This is a genomic window from Pseudoalteromonas atlantica (assembly GCA_007988745.1).
In the GTDB taxonomy this organism is placed as follows: domain Bacteria; phylum Pseudomonadota; class Gammaproteobacteria; order Enterobacterales; family Alteromonadaceae; genus Pseudoalteromonas; species Pseudoalteromonas atlantica.
Genome location: BJUT01000009.1, coordinates 28,161 through 48,387, shown reverse-complemented (window position 1 = coordinate 48,387; position 20,227 = coordinate 28,161). Strand labels below are relative to the sequence as shown.

Annotated in this window: 16 protein-coding genes and 1 pseudogene; 4 read left to right on the top strand and 13 right to left on the bottom strand. The window is 41.3% G+C overall.

Translation table 11 applies throughout. From position 1 onward, the window contains the following. Nucleotides 1-4 precede the first annotated feature (4 nt). From panB to PAT01_RS06440, 3 genes are read left to right on the top strand one after another with little or no spacing between them, the layout of a single operon-like run. A complete protein-coding gene (gene panB, locus PAT01_RS06450; protein ID WP_055252800.1) occupies nt 5-799 on the top strand; it encodes a 3-methyl-2-oxobutanoate hydroxymethyltransferase in 795 nt (264 codons plus the stop codon). Continuing rightward, nucleotides 799-1,647: a pantoate--beta-alanine ligase gene (panC, locus tag PAT01_RS06445; RefSeq protein ID WP_004586087.1), complete on the top strand. Its 849-nt coding sequence runs from the start codon at nt 799-801 to the stop codon at nt 1,645-1,647. Before panB ends, panC begins: the two co-directional genes overlap by 1 nt. Nucleotides 1,648-1,677: 30 nt before the next feature. Then, nucleotides 1,678-1,914: a hypothetical protein gene (locus tag PAT01_RS06440; protein WP_024033192.1), complete on the top strand. Its 237-nt coding sequence runs from the start codon at nt 1,678-1,680 to the stop codon at nt 1,912-1,914. 92 nt (nt 1,915-2,006) lie between these two features. Here the strand turns inward: PAT01_RS06440 and PAT01_RS06435 are convergent, their stop codons facing one another. The 13 genes from PAT01_RS06435 to PAT01_RS06375 form a co-directional block, all read right to left on the bottom strand. Beyond that, on the bottom strand, nt 2,007-2,972 hold the full coding sequence (locus tag PAT01_RS06435) for a PstS family phosphate ABC transporter substrate-binding protein (RefSeq protein ID WP_004586085.1): 966 nt from the start codon (nt 2,970-2,972) through the stop codon (nt 2,007-2,009). Between the two features lie 115 nt (nt 2,973-3,087). Beyond that, complete coding sequence (phoR, locus tag PAT01_RS06430) at nt 3,088-4,395, bottom strand: phosphate regulon sensor histidine kinase PhoR (RefSeq protein WP_004586084.1); 1,308 nt, start codon at nt 4,393-4,395, stop codon at nt 3,088-3,090. Nucleotides 4,396-4,453: 58 nt separating this feature from the next. Then, nucleotides 4,454-5,143, bottom strand: a complete 690-nt coding sequence (gene phoB / locus PAT01_RS06425; RefSeq protein WP_004586083.1) for a phosphate regulon transcriptional regulator PhoB — start codon at nt 5,141-5,143, stop codon at nt 4,454-4,456. Between the two features lie 633 nt (nt 5,144-5,776). Continuing rightward, a complete protein-coding gene (gene fba / locus PAT01_RS06420; protein WP_004586082.1) occupies nt 5,777-6,841 on the bottom strand; it encodes a class II fructose-bisphosphate aldolase in 1,065 nt (354 codons plus the stop codon). Nucleotides 6,842-7,044: 203 nt separating this feature from the next. Further along, nucleotides 7,045-8,220: a phosphoglycerate kinase gene (locus PAT01_RS06415; RefSeq protein ID WP_004586081.1), complete on the bottom strand. Its 1,176-nt coding sequence runs from the start codon at nt 8,218-8,220 to the stop codon at nt 7,045-7,047. A gap of 63 nt (nt 8,221-8,283) precedes the next feature. Beyond that, nucleotides 8,284-9,294 carry an erythrose-4-phosphate dehydrogenase gene (epd, locus tag PAT01_RS06410; protein WP_055252798.1) on the bottom strand — a complete coding sequence of 337 codons (1,011 nt, stop codon included), beginning with the start codon at nt 9,292-9,294 and terminating at the stop codon, nt 8,284-8,286. Between the two features lie 178 nt (nt 9,295-9,472). Further along, nucleotides 9,473-10,135, bottom strand: a complete 663-nt coding sequence (locus tag PAT01_RS06405; protein ID WP_055252797.1) for a peroxiredoxin-like family protein — start codon at nt 10,133-10,135, stop codon at nt 9,473-9,475. A 79-nt stretch (nt 10,136-10,214) separates the two neighbouring features. Continuing rightward, the gene (locus PAT01_RS06400; RefSeq protein WP_055252796.1) at nt 10,215-10,943 is read right to left on the bottom strand and encodes an SIMPL domain-containing protein; all 729 of its coding nucleotides are present in this window, start codon (nt 10,941-10,943) and stop codon (nt 10,215-10,217) included. An 82-nt stretch (nt 10,944-11,025) separates the two neighbouring features. Then, on the bottom strand, nt 11,026-11,718 hold the full coding sequence (locus tag PAT01_RS06395) for a hypothetical protein (protein WP_029773917.1): 693 nt from the start codon (nt 11,716-11,718) through the stop codon (nt 11,026-11,028). Between the two features lie 58 nt (nt 11,719-11,776). Then, nucleotides 11,777-12,400 carry a 3'-5' exonuclease gene (locus tag PAT01_RS06390; protein WP_055252795.1) on the bottom strand — a complete coding sequence of 208 codons (624 nt, stop codon included), beginning with the start codon at nt 12,398-12,400 and terminating at the stop codon, nt 11,777-11,779. Nucleotides 12,401-12,415: 15 nt separating this feature from the next. Then, complete coding sequence (locus PAT01_RS06385) at nt 12,416-14,254, bottom strand: DUF294 nucleotidyltransferase-like domain-containing protein (protein WP_055252794.1); 1,839 nt, start codon at nt 14,252-14,254, stop codon at nt 12,416-12,418. 113 nt (nt 14,255-14,367) lie between these two features. Next, nucleotides 14,368-16,092 carry a sodium:solute symporter family protein gene (locus PAT01_RS06380; protein ID WP_004586075.1) on the bottom strand — a complete coding sequence of 575 codons (1,725 nt, stop codon included), beginning with the start codon at nt 16,090-16,092 and terminating at the stop codon, nt 14,368-14,370. 10 nt (nt 16,093-16,102) lie between these two features. Beyond that, a complete protein-coding gene (locus PAT01_RS06375) occupies nt 16,103-16,366 on the bottom strand; it encodes a DUF4212 domain-containing protein (RefSeq protein WP_004586074.1) in 264 nt (87 codons plus the stop codon). A gap of 392 nt (nt 16,367-16,758) precedes the next feature. Here PAT01_RS06375 and PAT01_RS06370 point away from each other — a divergent pair. Next, nucleotides 16,759-20,199, top strand: a pseudogene (locus PAT01_RS06370) (PAS domain-containing hybrid sensor histidine kinase/response regulator). The last annotated feature ends 28 nt before the right edge of the window (nt 20,200-20,227 follow it).

Here is a 20,227-nt window from a genome sequence, read left to right as displayed (position 1 = left end):
TATTATGTCTAAAATAACCGTTTCTACTTTAAATAAAATGAAAGCAGAAAATAACAAAATCACCGCATTAACCGCTTACGATGCCAGTTTTGCTAAGTTATTTCATGATAACGGTGTGGACGTTATTTTAGTTGGCGACTCTTTGGGCATGGTGCTGCAAGGTGGCGACGATACCCTAGGCGTAACCAATCAAGATATAGCCTATCATACCCGCTGTGTACGCGGTGGCAGCCGTGAGCTTTTTGTAATAGCCGATATGCCCTTTATGAGCTATTCAAATGTTAGCGACACCTGTAAAAATGCAGCAGAGTTAATGCGTGCAGGCGCTAATATGGTAAAACTTGAGGGCGGTGAATGGCTTTACGACAGCATTAAAAGTTTAACGCAGCAAGGGATTCCTGTTTGTGGCCATTTAGGATTAACGCCGCAATCAGTACACGTATTTGGAGGCTTTAAAATTCAAGGCCGCGAAGACGACAAAGCGCAAAAAATGATTGATGATGCAAAAGCCCTAGAAGCCGCAGGTGCTCAATTATTAGTGCTTGAGTGTATCCCAAGTGCGCTCGCTAAACGCATTACCGATGCCGTCACCATTCCTACCATAGGTATTGGCGCAGGTAATGTAACGGATGGCCAAATACTGGTAATGCACGACTTAGTCGGTATTTCGGCAGGATACATTCCTAAATTTTCTAAAAACTTTTTACTGGAAACTGGCAACATGCCAGATGCAGTTAAAAAATATTGTACAGACGTTAAAAGTGGCGCATTTCCAAGCGCCGAACATGAGTTTAAATAATGCAGTCAATTACTGAAATTAAATCATTACGTAGTCAAATTAAAGCTTGGCGCCAAGCAGGTTTAAGCGTGGCTTTAGTGCCAACCATGGGCAACTTACACCGCGGCCACTTTTCATTGGTTGAAAAAGCAAAAACAATGGCCGATAAAGTGGTTGTGAGTATTTTTGTCAACCCAATGCAATTTGGTGCCAACGAAGATTTAGATAGCTACCCGCGTACATTAAACGAAGACAAACAAGGCTTAGCCGACTTAAACACCGATATTGTGTTTACCCCAAGCGTAGACACCATTTACCCAAATGGGCTTGGTGAGCAAAGCTTTGTAGATGTACCTGGCGTATCTATGGGGTATTGTGGCGGCACGCGCCCAGGACACTTTAGAGGCGTAGCCACGGTAGTGACTAAGTTATTTAATTTAGTACAACCAGATTATGCATGCTTTGGCGAAAAAGACTTTCAGCAGCTGCAAGTGATTAAAACCATGGTACGCGATTTATCAATTCCGGTTGAAATTGTTGGTGTACCGACCATGCGTGAAGTTTCAGGCTTAGCTATGAGCTCGCGAAATGGCTATTTATCTGCAGAGCAAAAAGCCACGGCTACCGCATTATTTAAAACACTAAACAGTTGCGCTGAGCAGCTCAAAGCAGGCAATACCGATTATAAAGCACTTGAGCAAAGCGCACAGCTTAGTTTAGAGCAAGCCGGCTTAAAGCCTGATTATTTTGAGATAGCTCAACGAGATACATTAAAAGCTGCTACACTTGATGATACACAACTTGTTATTTTAGCTGCCGCCTTTTTAGGCAATGTTAGATTAATCGACAACTTACAAGTTGAGATTTAACAAAAGCGCAGTTCAACGTTAAGGATAAGCATGCAAACATTTATTAAAACGAGTGCCCTCGCCCTTTCATTTTCATTGTTAGCAGCTTGCCAAAATCAAGTGAAAAACCCTGAGTTAAACCAATGTGCACAACAAAACTATCAGTGCGAAAATAGTTGCGATCAGCAATCAATTGACAAAGGTTTAAAACAGCAAGTGTGCTCTGCCAAATGTGTAGAGAGCTATAATCAGTGTAAAGCACAAGCGCAAAAGCTGACTGATCTGTAATCGCTTTTTAGTAAGTTAGTCTGTTTTACGTTTTAAATTTTACACAAAAAAAAACCGCTCATTGAGCGGTTTTTTTATTGGTTGGGTTTAAATTATAAACCTAACTTTTTAAGCTCTGCTTCTACTAACTTAGCAGATAGTGGTACGTAACCATCTTTTTCAACGATTTTTTGACCGTCTTTAGAAAGTACCATTTTTAAGAACTCAGCTTCAATTGGTGAAAGCGGCTTATTAGGGTGCTTGTTCACGTACACGTATAAGAAACGAGAAAGTGGGTATTTACCTTTAGCAACATTATCAAGCGTTGCATCTACGTAGTTAGTGCCTTTTTTAGATAAAGGAACCGTACGTACACCCGACGTTTTGTAACCAATACCTGAGTAACCAATCGCGTTTAATGAAGATGAGATTGACTGTACAACAGAGGCTGAACCTGGTTGTTCATTTACGTTGTTACGGAAGTCACCTTTACACAGCGCTTTCTTTTTAAAGTAACCGTAAGTACCTGATACAGAGTTACGTCCGTATAATTGAATGTCTTTTGCAGCCCAGTCGCCCGTTAGGCCAACATCGCTCCAGCGGTTAACTTGCTCAGACGCACCACATTTACGAGTAGATGAAAAAATAGCATCTACTTGGTCAATACGTAAGCCTTCAATTGGGTTATCTTTGTGTACAAATACCGCTAGTGCATCAATCGCTACACGTACTTCTGTAGGCTTGTAACCGTAGCGTTTTTCGAACGCTTCGATTTCTTTTGATTTCATTTTACGGCTCATAGGACCCATGTTAGAGGTGCCTTCGGTAAGCGCTGGTGGAGCAGTAGACGAACCTGCCGCTTGAATTTGAATATTTACATTAGGGTAAATACGTTTGTACTCTTCAGCCCAGAAAGTCATCATGTTAGCTAAAGTATCAGAGCCTACAGATGAAAAGTTACCTGAAACGCCGTTAATTTTTTGATATTCAGGAATTGCGTCGTCAAGAGCAACAGCCTGTGCAGATACTAATGTTGTAACAGCCACACCCATTGCGGCAACTAAGTTTTTAAATTTCATGCGGGGTTCTCCGATTTGTTCGTCCCATTTCCTAACTGTCGTCTACTGTAAAGTGAGTAGATGACAGTTACATTACTCTTAAATGACACTTTTATGACTTTGCTTTTTATTGCCTTTAACTTGCTAAGTTAACAAGCTTATCCTTTGAAAAGTCGAAAGAAAAACACGAGCCTTTACCAAGCTCACTGCTTATATTTAATTTACTATCGTGACGTGTAAGCACATGTTTAGTAATTGCTAAGCCTAAACCTGAGCCACCGGTTGTGCGACTCCTTGCTTTATCTACGCGGTAAAAGCGCTCAGTTAAACGATTTATATGCTCTGGTGCAATACCATCGCCATTATCATTTACGCTAAAATGCGCAAGCCCCTCTTTACGCTGCCAGGTAACAACAATTTTTCCGCCCGCTTTAGTGTAATGTATAGCGTTAAACACTAAATTAGAAAATGCACTGCGTAGCTCATCTTCAGAGCCTTTAATATCAAGCTCATTATCTATATCAAAAATAAGCTCATGGCCTTTATCTTGGTTTATAGATTGCGCTTCGGTTTTAATGTAGTTGAGCATTTGCGGCACATTAATGGCTTTGTCGTTGTCTTGCCTACGCGCCCCTTCAATACGCGAAAGAGATAAAAGCTGATTAACTAAGCTGTCCATACGCTTACATTGCTCAAGCATGGTATTTTGCGCTTTATTCCACATTGCAGGCGGTGGCATCATATCGCCATCCATCATCTCAAGGTAGCCAGTAACAACCGTAAGTGGCGTACGCAGCTCATGTGATACATTGGCAACAAAATCTTTGCGCATTTGCTCTAGCTGCTTTAGGCGTGTTACATCACGTACTACCACCATAAGCTGCGTGTTGGCATACGGCATTACCCTAAATTCAAGCACTTGGTCAACAATATGTCCGTTATCAAGCTCTAATGGCTCTTCAAATTCACCGCGCAGCATGTACTTGGCAAATTTAGGTTCGCGTATTAGGTTATCTAGGCGCTGGCCATGATCGGTCGGCCATTGGAGCCCCAATACTTTAAGTGCAAGTTGGTTACACCAAACAATGCTTAAATCACTTTGCAACACCACTACGGCATCGGGTACGGCTTCAGCTCCATCGCGAAAGCGACGAATTAAATCGGCCAGTTCATTGCGTTTTTTACGATTACGGTGCTGTAAATGATAAATGCCTTCAAATACTTGTTCCCACGCACCCTCGCCCTCTGGTGGGTTAAAGCTACGTTGATTTAAAAGCCAATCGCTTAAGCGATAAAGTTGATGATAATGCCAGACTAAAAGAGAAGAAGTGCCTAAAAATAAAAGCAAAAATGGTGCACCAATAAGCACACCAACTAATAACAGGGGTAAAAAATAGATAAACAGACGTTTTACTAACGCCTGTTTATTAATAACTCGATACATACACTCACTTTACCTTTGAGTAGTAATTTATGCGTACTCACACCCTAGCTGCGGTACCTTATAATTTACTAGAAAAACGATAACCTGCACCACGTACTGTTTGTACTAAGCGATCATGCCCCAGCGGTGCAATCGCTTTGCGTAAACGACGTATGTGCACATCAACTGTACGGTCTTCTACGTACACATTAGTTCCCCAAACATGGTCAAGCAGTTGCTCACGGCTATAAACACGCTCTGGGTGAGTCATAAAAAAATGTAATAATCTAAATTCGGTTGGGCCCATATCAAGCTCGCTTCCCTCAGAGGTAACGCGGTGCGATATTGGGTCTAAACGCAAGCCATGTACTTCTATGGCTTCTTCTAATGAGGTAGGCGATACACGGCGAATAACCGCTTTAATACGAGCCATTAACTCTTTAGGAGAAAAAGGTTTAGTGACGTAGTCATCTGCCCCTACTTCTAGGCCGCGTACTTTGTCTTCTTCTTCGCCGCGGGCTGTAAGCATAATGATTGGAATTTGGCGTGTGTATTCACTTTGCTTAAATTGCTTAGCAATTTGAATACCGCTACCACCTGGTAACATCCAATCGAGTAAAACCATATCTGGGTATGGTTCAACCATAGCTGCAATTGCAGAATCGTAATCTTCTGCTTCAATTGCTTGAAATCCATTTTGCTCTAAAACAAAAACTAACATCTCTCTGATAGGAGCTTCATCATCTACGACTAGTACTTTACGTGACATTCCAAATTATCTCTTACGCTATCGAATTAGTTTTCATTATTATGACTAAGTATGACATTTTTATGAAAGTGTAACGTGTAAATTAAAATCCTGGTAAAAAAAACACAAAATAGTGACAAAAAACCTCATTAACGTCATATTTTTAAAACTATTTTGCAAATTACGGTTAATCAAAACATATTTACAAAAAGATGACAGTTTTATTTCTAAGTAGATACTCATAGCGGGATCATTGCTTTACTAACACAGTAAAAAACCAGATACGAAACTGAGTTTGCACTGGAAGATGTCATTACGTGGTTAAAAATAGATCTGTTTTTTACTAAGCAGCCTATAAAAAGATCAGATTTTTACTAAGCCGATCGGGTTTGGGATCACGGTTATACTTAGTCAAACAACTAAGCATCTGATCTATTGTACAAATAAAAAACGATCTGATTGATTGAGCGCCTAACATGGCGTAAATTTATGCGCTAGTTGGTAAATAAATGATCCGAATGCGGGGCGGTTAGTAAATCAGTGATCCCATTTTATTAAGTTGGTACAACAGTGATCCCAGTGCTTTGCGGTATAAAAAAACCAGCTGGATTACGCCAGCTGGTTTTTATAACGCTATTTATTAATCAAAGATCATTATTTAATTTGTGGGTCTAACTCACCACTTAAATATTTAAGGTGCATGTCATCAAGTGAAATTGGCTTAATTTTACCTGCTTGACCAGCTGTACCAAACGCGTTGTAACGCGCAACACAAATCTCTGTCATTGCTTTAGTTGCTTCTGCTAGGTATTTACGCGGATCGAAGTTAGATGGGTTAAGCGCCATATGACGGCGAATAGCACCGGTAGAGGCCAGGCGTAAATCGGTATCAATATTTACTTTACGTACACCGTATTTGATCCCTTCTACAATTTGCTCAACAGGTACACCGTACGTTTCAGGAATTTCGCCACCGTATTGATTTATGATCTCTAACCACTCTTGTGGTACAGACGACGATCCGTGCATTACTAAGTGCGTGTTCGGGATACGTGCGTGAATTTCTTTAATACGATCAATCGCTAAAATGTCATCTGTGGGTGGGCGCGTAAATTTATACGCACCGTGCGATGTTCCACAAGCAATTGCCAAGGCATCAACATGGGTTTTATTTACAAAATCAGCGGCTTCTTCTGGGTCGGTAAGCATTTGATCAGTAGTTAGTTTACCTTCTGCGCCTACACCATCTTCTTCGCCCGCTTCACCGGTTTCAAGTGAGCCAAGTACACCTAGCTCGCCCTCTACCGATACGCCACAAGCATGTGCCATAGCCACGGTTTCGCGTGTTACTTCTACATTATATTCGTAGCTTGATGGGGTTTTTCCGTCAGTCATTAATGAGCCATCCATCATAACTGATGAAAAGCCAAGTTGAATTGAGCGTTGGCAAACACCGGGTGAGGTACCGTGATCTTGGTGCATTACTACTGGAATGTGCGGCCATTCTTCAACGGCTGCTAAAATCATGTGGCGGATAAATGGAGCACCAGCATAAGCACGTGCGCCTGCTGATCCTTGAACAATTACTGGGCTGTTTGTTTTATCAGCCGCTTCCATTATTGCGCGCATTTGCTCTTGGTTATTCACGTTAAAGGCTGGAACGCCGTAACCGTGTTCAGCTGCATGATCTAAAAGTTGTCGCATACTGATTAAAGCCATTGGGTATTCTCCAATTTATCGACAGCAGTCTCCTGCCATCTAGTTTGAACGGATATGTTAGTTTGACGCAATCACTGCGCCACAAAATAAAGCAATTTACACTGCTTAGTTTTGTCTTAATTAACTATTAAATAAGGGTGAGAGGTATTTAATAATTAATCGTTGGTGAGGGTTTCCCCTCACCTAATGCGGCTAAAAATTTATTATTTAGCGCGCGACTCTAGCATTTCTACTGCTGGAAGTTTTTTGCCTTCTAAAAACTCTAAGAACGCACCACCACCGGTAGAAATGTAAGATACTTTATCGGCAATGCCGTATTTATCAATTGCCGCTAAAGTGTCACCACCGCCTGCAATCGAAAACGCATTAGAGTTAGCAATTGCCTGAGCAATAGCACGTGTACCATTACCAAACTGATCAAACTCAAATACGCCAACTGGGCCATTCCATACAACAGTACCGGCGTTTGCAATAATTTTTGCAAGCTGGCTGGCTGTATCAGGGCCAATATCAAAAATCATGTCATCGCTTGTTACTTCGCTTACATCTTTAAGCGTAGCGACTGCAGAGTCTGAAAATTCATTACCTACCACAACATCAGTCGGTACCGGAATTTCACCATCGTTTGCTTTAGCTGCTGCACATAAACGATTTGCTTCATCCATTAAATCAGCTTCATAAAGTGATTTACCAACCGGATGACCCGCAGCAGCAATAAAGGTATTAGCAATACCGCCACCTGTTACAAGCTGATCTACAATCGTTGAAAGCGAGTCTAAAACAGTTAATTTAGTTGATACTTTAGAACCACCTACAATGGCCACTAATGGGCGTGCTGGGTTATCTAGTGCTTTACCTAGTGCTTCAAGTTCTGCTGATAATAACGGGCCAGCACAGGCAACATCTGCAAATAAGCCAACGCCATGAGTAGACGCTTGTGCGCGGTGCGCGGTGCCAAATGCATCCATTACATACACATCACACAGTGCAGCAAGTTGTTTTGATAAGGCTTCGTCGTTTTTCTTCTCGCCTTTATTAAATCGTACGTTTTCAAATACAACTACTTCGTTATCGGCAACTTCAACGCCGTTTAAGTAGTCTTTTTCAAGGCGTACATTTTGCTCAAGTGCATCGTTTAGGTAATCGGCTACAGGGGCAAGTGAAAATTCGTCATCGTACTCGCCTTCCGTAGGGCGGCCAAGGTGCGACATAACCATTACTTTAGCGCCTTTTTCAAGAGCTAGCTTAATAGTAGGTAGTGCAGCACGAATACGTGCATCTGAGGTCACTTTACCTGCTTTAACTGGTACATTTAAATCTTCACGAATTAATACGCGCTTGCCGTTTAAATCTAAATCTGCCATTTTTATGACCGACATAACATCTCCTTAGTTAACGATACTTGAACCTGAAAAATAAATTTTAAAATTATTATAAAATGCTTACTTAGCCATCATCGCACGTGCTGTATCTAGCATGCGATTGGCAAAACCCCATTCGTTATCACACCAAACAAGTAACTTTATCAGGCGTTTGTGACTAACGCGTGTCTGCGTGCCATCAATAATACAAGAATGTGGGTCGTGATTAAAATCAACCGATACCAATGGCTCTTCGGTGTAACTTAAAATACCTTCTAAGCGGTCTTTTGCTTGGGCTTTAAGTGCCGTATTTACCGCGTTTAAATCTACATCGGCATTTACTGTAACACTTAAATCCATTGCCGTTACGTTAATTGTCGGCACGCGAACCGCAATGGCTTCAAAGCGCCCTTCAAATTTGGGTAAAATGCGGTCTATTCCTCGTGCTAATTTTGTATCAACTGGAATAATAGACTGACTCGCAGCGCGGGTACGACGTAAATCATGATGGTACGCATCAATCACTTGTTGATCGTTCATCGACGCGTGAATAGTGGTAATAGCGCCCGATTCAATGCCAAACGCATCATCTAGCACTTTAATAACAGGCACCACACAGTTTGTAGTACATGAGCCGTTAGATACTATAGTGTGCTCGCGTTTGAGCTCATCATCGTTAATGCCATACACAATGGTGGCATCTACATCGTTATCAGCTGGGTGCGAAAACAACACCTTTTTAGCACCCGCAGTAATGTGTAATTGTGCATGCTCGCGCGAGTGATAAACACCGGTACATTCAAGCACTACATCTACATCAAGGGTTTGCCAAGGTAATTCTACTGGGTTTTCTTCACAAAATAGTGCAATGGTATCGCTTGCAACGCTAATGGTGTCTTCACCAAGTTTTACAGGAAAAGAAAAACGACCGTGGGACGTGTCGTATTTTAATAAATGAGCAATAGCTTCAGGGTCAGCAAGTTCGTTAATCGCAACAATTTTTATCTCGTTGCTCAAACCTGACTCGTACAACGCGCGGACAATATTTCGACCAATACGACCAAAACCATTAATTGCAAGTTTGATTGCCATGAAATATAAAATCCACTCTCTTTACGTGCAGACAAAGGCATCGATGCCTTTTAGATGGCTGTATTGTAATCGACCTTGAACATTATTATAAGAGGGAGCGATTAGAAACTTTAAATTAACCCAAAAGTAGCTAATTTACTTGGCTACTTTTGGGCATAAAGCGAGCTTGCTTGAGTGCTTACTGTAGTGCTTTTAAAGCATTAATTATATCTTGTGGCTCTGAGCGGGTGCGGTAATCAACATCGACATAGCGCCACGTCACTTTACCTTCGCTATCTAAAACAAACGTGGCAGGGATAGGTAAAATACTGCCGTTGCCGTTATTAAGCGACTCTAAATCAAGGCCGCGGTCTTCGCGCATATGCTCTAATAAAAATGCAGGTACTTGCCACGCTACGCCATAGCTTGCTGCTATATCTGCATTTTGGTCACTCAGCACAACAAAATCCATATTACGTATGTCGTTTTCGCTCATTGAGCCATCGGGCGCTTGTGGGCTAATAGCCACCAGCTGTGCGCCTAATGCGTGAATTTCAGGTAGGCGTGACTGCAATGCTTTTAGCTGTAAATTACAATAAGGGCACCAACTACCACGATAAAAAGTTATAACCACAGGCCCTTTTGCAAGTAGCTCATCTAATAAAACTTGCTCACCGTGCTGGTTAGGCAGTTCAAAGCGTGGGGCATTTTGATCTAAATTAAGTGCATTTGCCCCTTCTTGAAACGCTTTTGCCTGAGCAATGGTTTCATCAACGCCTTTCATAAAATCAGGATTACCTTTTCGCCCTGCTGCTATTTTTGCTTCGGTTTGTGCTTTTAATGTGTTGCTTTCATCGCTCATAGTATTGCTACCTTCAAATTAATCAAAAACATAAAACTAGCTTACAGTACGAACATGTATTTGAAATGAAATTATTAATTTAATCAGTTATCTCTAAATCAAACACCACGTTTATGGATGATTTAAAGCTTATTGTTGCCTGTAAATCGTTACTAAGTATTTGAGGAAAAGAGTTATTATCATACTGCGCCCTGTGCATCTTGGTTATAGCTGTACTAAAACCACTGTCATAGTTGTTTTTAGTTGAGCGAATAGTGCGTACTTCACCTACTTTTGCATTGAATGAATCAGCAAGTAAATCCGCTTTTATTTTTGCATCTTCAATTGCTAACTGTGTGGCTTGCGCTTGTAATTGCTCAAATTTTGAAGATAAAAACGCAATATTTTGAATCGCATTTACTTCTTGGTTCAATAAAAAATCGGTTAAATCGCTCACACGCTCAATACTGTTTAGCGTTACTTCAAACGTTCTTATCGCTGCGTATTCGCTAAGTGCCTGATGCCCTGTTTCAATATAATCCATTCCTGTTTTTTCAATTTTAACGTTTGAGGCAACTACGTCATCGGCGCTTATTTCAAATTGATTGAGCCCATCTATTAATAACTTCACTTTATTCTCAAGCGCGTTATTGGCGGCATTCGGCTCATTTTTAACACTATTCACCTTAAATAGTATTTTAGCCATGTCAGGCTCAACTAATACCTCAGCAGTGCCTTGCACTGAGATATGACGATTGGCAGGTAAGCTCGAATTAGCACAAGCGATCACAGGGAATAAGGTTAGAAGAATAGTGGTAATGAGTCTCATAATTTGTCCTGAATAAGTGCCATGCTTGGTTATGCGTCCATACTAATAAATAGCAGCCAATCGTGTTTCAGCGAATGTTTAATTACTGTGTGCTTGATGCAGCTTTTGACTTTGGCTTAATCGTTTTTTCTTGGTGTAGATTAGGTATCAAAGCTGAAATATTTTCTTGTGAAATAATAAGTAACTCATCTTGTTTATTATCATAAACAAATAAATTCCGCATTGTTGAGGCTACTATTTGAACATTTTGAAGTTGAGTTACTTTACTCTGAGCAATTGGATAATTTAATGACAAGTGATAATTCATTGTTCTTTCATTTATTATATCTTTACTGTGTGAATGCGCCAACATAGTAGGGTATGTAGATATTATAAGTGCTAAAAATAACATTAATGAGTAACTAGGTTTTAATAAATAGAACGGGTAACCAAAGCCATAATAAAGTTTTTTTAACACGGTTGTTTTACTAGGATCTGGCATGTGTCCTGAGCGCCAATTTAAATAAATAGCTGTTAAAACGATGATCGTAGTATAAAGAGTAATAAGTAAAAAATTTGAAATCAGTGCCAGTAAAAAGTCACTTATTTCAATGAAATTGAATATATCAACCGAGAAGTTATTAAGTAAAACGTAAAGATACACAACGCCTGATAAACTACCCAGTAAGTAAAGAATAGTAAGAAACACACCAAAATTATTGTGAATGTACTTTTTAACTGCTTTAAGGTCATTGTTTAACTGGTTGTAATACTTACTGGCGGCTTCAATTACCATAATAAATCCTTTTAAAATTCTTATCTTAACAAAATAATTAGTAAATGCTGTAGCTTTGTTAAATTATTGACCTCAACTGCAACTCCTTCCCACGGTTTATTTGGTAGCACTGGGCTAGTAATAATTCGGCGGTGGCCTGTGCGTCTGTAAGTGCGTTATGACAATGATAGCTTGGTAACTCATAACGTTTGCGACACGCACTTAGGGTTAAATCATCTTGTTTTATTTCTGCACCTTGGCAAATAAGGCGCTTTTTTTCTATGTGGAGGGTGTCGAGTATCAACTTAGGTTGTGCGTTTATATTGGAACCTTTAAGGGCTGCTTTTAAAAACCCCCAATCCAGTATGGCGTTATGAAAAACCAAAATATGGTCACTAAAATCACGGCTTAGCTGCGTTAATATAGTGTGCAGGCTTTGTCCTTTAGCCACTGTGTCGTCAATAATGCCGTGAAAAACAGGGCTTTGCTCTAGGCTTTTTACATCCTTGTTTATTAAATGCTGCGACTCGCTCATTTTTATACATTGGTTGTCTATTTTAACCCAGGCTACTGAGACAATTTCATGCTGGTTTACATCAAGCCCAGTAAGCTCTAAATCAATCACTAAATAGCGTTGCGTTAACGCATTTTGACTTAATAAATTACGCCTTTTTATATACTTACTGAGCCATTTTTTTACCACAGCGCTTACCTCTTATTACAAACTGCCACGGGCAAATTTAAACGCCGCGGCTTGCTGCGCTTGTTTTACTAAATAAAAAGCCTCTTTAAGCTGATGGCGCTCTAATGAACTTAATTTATCGGGGTTTATACAGTTACTTGGCAAACCTTCTTCGTTTATTTGCGTACTAAAACGTAACTGAGTTAAAAATCGCCAGCAATCTTTTAAATTATAAATATCGTCTTTATTTAGCAGTGAATGCTTAAGTAAAGCATCTAAGCGCTCTTGGGTATTGGCGCGTTTTATTCCGGCTTTTAACGCATATAAACGCACTATGTCGTTAATGATCACCACACCGCGTTTTTTTAAATCTATGTACTTATGGTTGTTGTCGCTTTTTTGCGTTTTAAGCTTATTAAATAAACCTATAGGCACTGAGCTGGCTCTTATATCGGTTGCCATAGCAGCATAAAATAACTCATCGCGCGATATCCTGTTTAACTGCTCGCAAAAGCCGCTGTATAGAGCATTGGAGCCTTCTATAAAGCGCAAATCAAAAAATATTTTGCAGTTAAGCATGGCGCTTGGGGTTGGGCTTTTTATCCATTTAAAAAAGCGCTCGCACCACTGGCTTACACTCATTCTGCATTCATCGCTGCTGGCCATAATATTCCCCGGGCAACGCCTAATGCCACATTCTACTAACTGCTCACATACAAACTCCCCCATGTGTTTAAAGTAAGCTTGGTGTTGCTCGCTTAAATCATTTGGGAGTAATAAGCCGTTGTCTTGATCTGAATGTAAGGTTTGCTCTTCGCGTGCTTGCGAGCCAAAACATATAAAGCAAAAACTGGTGGGCGCTGCGCCATTTTCTTCTTGAAATAAATGAATAAGACGCGAGGTGAGTGCATCGGTTAAGCCGCTGAGCAGTTTACCAATTAGCGATATGTCTTCTATGTTGTACGAAAAACTTCGCAGTAACTCAGGGATTTCGCCTGCATAACGTTTTAAATCGGCAATGCTGTGGGCTTTATAAATGCGGCCAATAAGCTGCACAGGGTCACTTTTTTGCTGGCGCAGTAAATCGGTACTAGTAAGCATACCCAAAGGCTTATGGTTTTCATCAAGTACAGGTAAATGATGAATATTGTATTTAAGCATTAAATGCAAAGCAGAAAACACCCGATTGTTTTCAAATATAAATTTAGGCTTTGCACTCATTATGCTGCTAACCGCATCTTGTGGGTCGACTTCATCGGCCAGTACACGGTTACGTAAGTCGCGGTCGGTCACTACGCCAACTAAAATGGCGTGTTCGGTGATCATAATTGACGATACACCGTGTTTTTTCATTTTTTTAGCGGTTTGCCTAATACTGGCATCGGGTGCTAAGGTTATGGCGGTGCGGGTCATCAGCTCAGATATTCTGCGCTCAGACCAGCTATCGTTTTTACTTTTATAATGTGATGAAAGTAAACGATTGGCGTGCGCGCGTACAAAATATTGCTCAAACGGTTTGTATTGATGACGTAAAAAGTCAAAATGCGTTTGCGCAAGCATATACACTATGCCCTCTTTTTGTACCTGTAACCTATTTTGAATCGCCTCTCCGGTTAACAAAGAAGGATAGCCAAAGTAATCCCCCTGCGCTAAACGCTTTACTACATCACCTTTTGCATCCACTAGGTCGTATAAACCAGAGCGAATTAAAAAAAGCTTTGGGGTTTGCGTTTGCAGCCACTGCGCTTGGTTTTCTCGGGTTAAATAAACACTATCAATATGGCTTACAAAATACTCACACGCACTGTCGTGTAGCATGCTAAATGGCGCCTGCATACACACAAACTGGGCAACTTCCTGCTGCTCTACACTCATTGCTGTACTCTTAAAAAGTATACACAAAATCTAATGTACTCATTATTTGAACAAATAAAAAGCCCGACTAAAGTCGGGCTTTTGGTGCTTTATTTTTAAGTAGGCTTAGCGCATTAATGTGCGTGTGCTTCACCTGACCCTTTAGGATTACGAATACCTTCCACCATTTGTTGTATTTCAAGCGGTGTCGATTTTGTTAATTTAAGTACGGTTGCAGCAACCACAAAGTTAATGATCATCCCCACTAAGCCAATTCCTTCGGGCGAAATACCTAAGAACCAATTTTCTGGGCTATTAAGCTCAGGGCTTACAAATTTAAAGAAGATAATATACGCAGCGGTAAAGCCTATACCGGTCACCATGCCAGCAATTGCGCCTTCTTTATTCATTGTTTTAGAGAATATCCCCATAATAATTGCCGGGAAGAAACTCGCCGCCGCTAAACCAAAGGCAAAGGCGACCACCGATGCAACAAACCCAGGCGGGTTAATCCCAAAGTAAGCTGATATAACAATGGCAATCATCGCGGCTAACCGAGCAGCTAGTAGCTCTTGTTTATCGCTTATGTCGGGTTTAAGGGTGCGTTTAAGTAAATCGTGCGACACTGATGTTGAAATAACCAGCAATAACCCCGCTGTGGTTGAAAGCGCAGCAGCAATACCACCGGCCGCAACTAATGCGATTACCCATGCTGGTAAATCAGCAATTTCAGGGTTAGCCAGTACCATAATATCGCGGTCTACTTTTACTTCGTTTGCGCTTGTTGGGTCTTCTACCTTGCCGGCGGTGTAAAACATTTTGCCGTCGCCGTTTTTATCATTAAAGGTAATTAAGCCCGTGCGTTCCCAGTTTTTGATCCACGCTGGTGCTTGAGCGTACTCTGTACCGCTACCATCTTTACCGTTAATGGTGTCAATCATGTTTACGCGTGCAAACGAGGCAACCGCCGGTGCAGTAGTGTAAACAATAGCAATAAATACCAGTGTCCACGCTGCTGAAATACGGGTATCTTTAACGCGTGGTACAGTGAAAAAGCGAACAATTACATGCGGTAAACCTGCAGTACCCACCATTAAAGCGCCGGTAATAGCAAATACGTCAATCATGCTTTTAGAGCCTTCGGTGTATTGTGCAAAGCCCAGCTCTGCGCTTAACCCGTCTAGCTTATCAAGTACATACATGCCTGAGCCATCACTCAATGTGGCACCAAAGCCGGTTTGCGGGAAGAAGTGGCCTGTCATCATCATTGAAATAAAGATAGCGGGCACAAGGTAGGCAAACACAAGCACACAGTACTGCGCTACTTGCGTGTAGGTAATGCCTTTCATGCCGCCAAGTACCGCATAAAAGAATACAATCACCATTCCAATGTAAACACCGGTTTCAATTTCTACTTCTAAAAAGCGCGAAAATACCACGCCTACGCCACGCATTTGTCCAGCAATATAAGTAAAACAAATAAAGATGGCACACAAAATAGCAACAACACGTGCTGTTTGTGAGTAGTAACGGTCGCCTATAAAGTCAGGTACAGTGAATTTGCCAAATTTACGTAAGTAAGGCGCTAAACACATAGCGAGTAATACATAGCCGCCAGTCCACCCCATTAAGTAAACACCGCCATCGTAACCTGCAAACGAAATAATACCCGCCATTGAAATAAACGACGCTGCGCTCATCCAATCGGCTGCGGTTGCCATACCATTGGCAAGCGGAGGTACGCCGCCCCCTGCCACGTAAAACTCATTTGTAGAGCCTGCACGCGCCCAAATTGCAATGCCGATATAAAGCGCAAAACTTAAACCAACAATTATAAATGTGAGTGTTTGAACATCCATTACCTAGCTCCTATTCGTCTACGCCGTATTTTTTATCTAACGTGTTCATTTTGAAAACGTAAACAAAAATCAAAGCTACAAAGGTGTAAATAGCGCCCTGTTGTGAAAACCAGAAGCCAAGTTTAAACCCAAAAAAACGTACTTCATTCAGTACATCTACCAGTAATATGCCAAAGCCAAATGAGACCACAAACCACACTGCTAGTAACTTAAACAGTAGTGAAATGTTTTCTGCCCAATAAGCTTTTGCTTGTTCTTCATCTTTAAAAGCCATTTTTATTTTCCCCTTTAAGCATTGCATAATTGCAATGAGTGGTTTTTTTATAGTCGGTTATTAATTTAGCAACGCGGCGTGAAGAGTGAAGTGAGACCATAGTCGTAACAGCCTGTTAACGTTTACGTAAACTGCAAATGCAATTGTATTTAAAAATACAATTACACATAATTTTCAGTAGGTTAGCTTTTTCCTAAGCGCGTTAACGGCAAAATTTAAGTGGCTTTGTGTAAAAATGCGACATTAGTCTAATAAATCATCAACAATATAAATAATCATTTAAAATCAATACAATAAAAACAACGTTAATATTTTGCATAAAATTGTGCACGCACACTTAAAGTTATCTCTGTTATTGTGTGTGGGTATAAATAATAAGGTTTAATAACAACATGACTGCTGTACTGATTTTTGTAGCATTAGGCTATATTGGGGTGCTGTTTTGGCTTGCTAATTGGGGCGATAAAACAACACCACTTGCTAAACGGATTAGCCATCATCCTTTTGTGTATTCGTTATCGTTAGGGATTTATTGTACCTCGTGGACGTACTATGGTTCGGTTGGTACCGCCGCCACCAGTAGTTGGAGCTATTTACCCATTTTATTGGGGCCTTCCTTGTTGTTCTTTTTTGGCCAAGGCTTTTTACGCAAACTGGTATTAGTAAGTAAAAAACAAAACATTACCACCATTGCCGATTTTATTTCTGCCCGCTACGGTAAACGTCAAACCAGTGCAATACTGGTCACTGTTATTGCCCTACTTGCTACCATTCCCTATATTGCGCTGCAGTTAAAAGCACTCAGTACTAGCTTTTTGCTTTTGCAAAACAGCAATCAAATATCTGGCGAAATGCTTACCCTCACCGCCACGTTAATTATGGCGCTGTTTGCAATATTTTTTGGTACCCGTAAGGTAGATGTTACCGAGTACCGCTCTGGGCTTATGCTAGCAGTCGCCTTTGAGTCAATGATAAAGCTTATTGCGCTTATTGCCGTCGCTGGCTTAGCCTTGTACACCTTATTTAATTTACCCACCCTTAGCGGCGACAAAGTCACAGAGTCGATTTGGCAACACTGGGGCAACTTTAACTTTTTTAGTTTTAACTTTATTGGCCAGTCACTTATGGCTGCCGCGGCCATAATTTGTTTACCACGACAATTTCATGTCACCGTGGTAGATAACCAAGACAAACGCCATTTATTTACTGCTCGCTGGGCTTTTCCGCTGTATTTATTACTCACCGCCGCGATGATAATTCCTATTGCTACTGCCGCAATTCACCCAAGTATTGGTAGCAGTTTTTCACCCGACAGCTTTGTATTAGCGCTACCGCTTATTCACGACCAAGCTTTTTTAAGTACCTTTGTATTTATTGGCGGGCTTTCTGCAGCCACCGCCATGATAGTGGTGGCCACACTTACGCTTAGCACCATGATCTCTAACGATGTAGTGCTGCCGCTTCTGCTACGCCGTAAATTTAAGCGCAACTTAATTACCAGCAGTTATAAATCGCAAATTTTATTAGTCAGGCGTTTTACCATAGCCGGCATACTTATATTGGCTTATTTTTATCAGCAATGGTTTGGCCATGGTAGTGCGCTGGCTAGTATGGGGCTGGTGGCGTTTTCGTTAGTAACGCAGCTGCTCCCGGCTATTGTGGGCGGGCTTTACTGGCGAAAAGGCCATGCTTATGGTGTATATGCGGGGCTATTAGCGGGTTTTATTTGTTGGGTATTATTTTTAATGATGCCAATTTTAGATGCCGGTAGCGCGCTTGATAGCGAGCTTCAGCAAACCCTTATTACACGCGGCACTCTGATTGCCTTATTTGCTAACATTGGTTGTTATATTAGCTTTTCGTTAGGGGCAGAAGAGCGCTTGATAGATAAAATTCAGGCCGCTGCATTTGTTAACCCTAAAGATCAGGCTATTTTATCGCGCCGCTTAAACAAAAATGTTAAAGCCACGGTTTACGACTTTAAAATACTGTTGCAAACCTTTTTAGGTATTCAGCGCAGCCAACAAGTACTGGCGCACTTTTCACTTTCGCACCAGCTAAGTGACAATAATGCCCACCCCGAGCCCGAATTTATAGCCTACTGCGAACGTGCGTTAACTGGGGTGTTAGGGGCGTCTTCGGCGCAGGCGCTAATCCGTACGGTTTCATCGGGTAAACGTATGGCCTTTGAAGAGGTGGTTAACTTTTTTGACGAAACCACACAAGCACTGCAGTTTAACCAAAACCTTTTGTATACCTCGCTCGAAAACTTAAGCCATGGTATTTCGGTGGTCGATAAAGATTTAAAACTGGTGGCATGGAATAAGCGCTACAGCCAAATGTTTGGCTACCCCGACGGCTTTTTAGAAGTGGGGCAACCCATAGAAGATATAATAAGGTACAACGCAGTACGCGGTGAATGTGGCCCAGGCGAAATAGAGCGCCAAGTAGAAAAACGCGTTCAGCATTTAAAAAATGGTAGCTCGCATCACTTTATTCGTCACCGCCGTAATGGCCAAGTGTACGAAATGATAGGTAACCCCCTACCCGATGGCGGCTTTGTAACGAGTTTTTCAGACATTACAAACCATATAAGTACGCAAAATGCGCTTGAAGAAATTAACATGGATCTTGAAAACCGCATTGAGGCGCGAACTCAAGAAGTGCAAACCATTAATAAAGACTTACAAGCCCAAATAGATAGCTGAGTAAAAACAGAGCAAGCACTTACTTTAGCCAAGCGCGAAGCAGAGCAAGCCAACGACAGTAAAACGCGATTTTTAGCACTGGCTAGCCACGATATTTTACAGCCCCTTAACGCGGCGCGTTTATACCTTGCAGCCATTGATGAAAAGCAGCTTGATACAACTAACCAAAATAGCTTTAATAAGCTTGGCCACAGTTTAGACTCAACCGTGCATTTAATGTCAGCCTTACTAGAAATTGCCAAGTTAGAGCAAGGCGCAATGACCCCAACCCCTCGGCACTTTTGTATAAACGATATACTTATGCCACTGCAAAGCGAGTACGCTATTTTATCAAGCGATAAAGGCTTAAAACTAACCGTGCGTTCAAACGCACAAATTGTGCATAGCGACATTACCTACTTGCGCCGAATTATACAAAACTTGGTGTCTAATGCGGTTAAATACACCGAAACAGGGCGAGTATTAATAGCATGCAGAAACCGTAAACATAATTTACGTATAGAAGTATGGGACACCGGCCCAGGTATTAGCCAAATAGAACAAGCTAAAATATTTAACGACTTTTACCGTATAGAAGCCGGTGATAACAAAGGCGTTGGTTTAGGGCTTGGCGTTGTAAAACGTATGGCCGATTTACTTAGCTTAGAGCTTGATGTGCACTCAGAGCCCGGTAAAGGCAGTCGCTTTAGTATTGAAGTACCCTATGGCGATGCGCAGTTTGTTCAACAAAAAGCAACGGCCAGCAGTTTAGTAGAAAACCGCGACGCGATTAACATAGTCGCGGTAGACGATGACCCCGAAAACCTAGCAGCAATGGCCAGTTTACTTAAAAAGTGGCAAGCCAATTACACCTTGTTTGACGATGTAAATAAAGTACTCGCGCACGCTAAACAGCACACAGCGCCCGATGTAATTTTAATGGATTACCAATTAGGTAATGACTGCGATGGTATTTCGCTTATAAAAACACTGCGTGATACATGGCAAAGCGAAGTGCCCGCCATACTTATAACTGCCGTACGCGACACCGAGCTTAAACAAGAAACCAAAGCGGCTAATATTCATTATTTAAGTAAGCCTATTAAGCCAGGTAAGCTTAAAGCTTTACTTAATCACAGCACGTAATAGCCAATTGGCAGCAAAAAATAAGCCC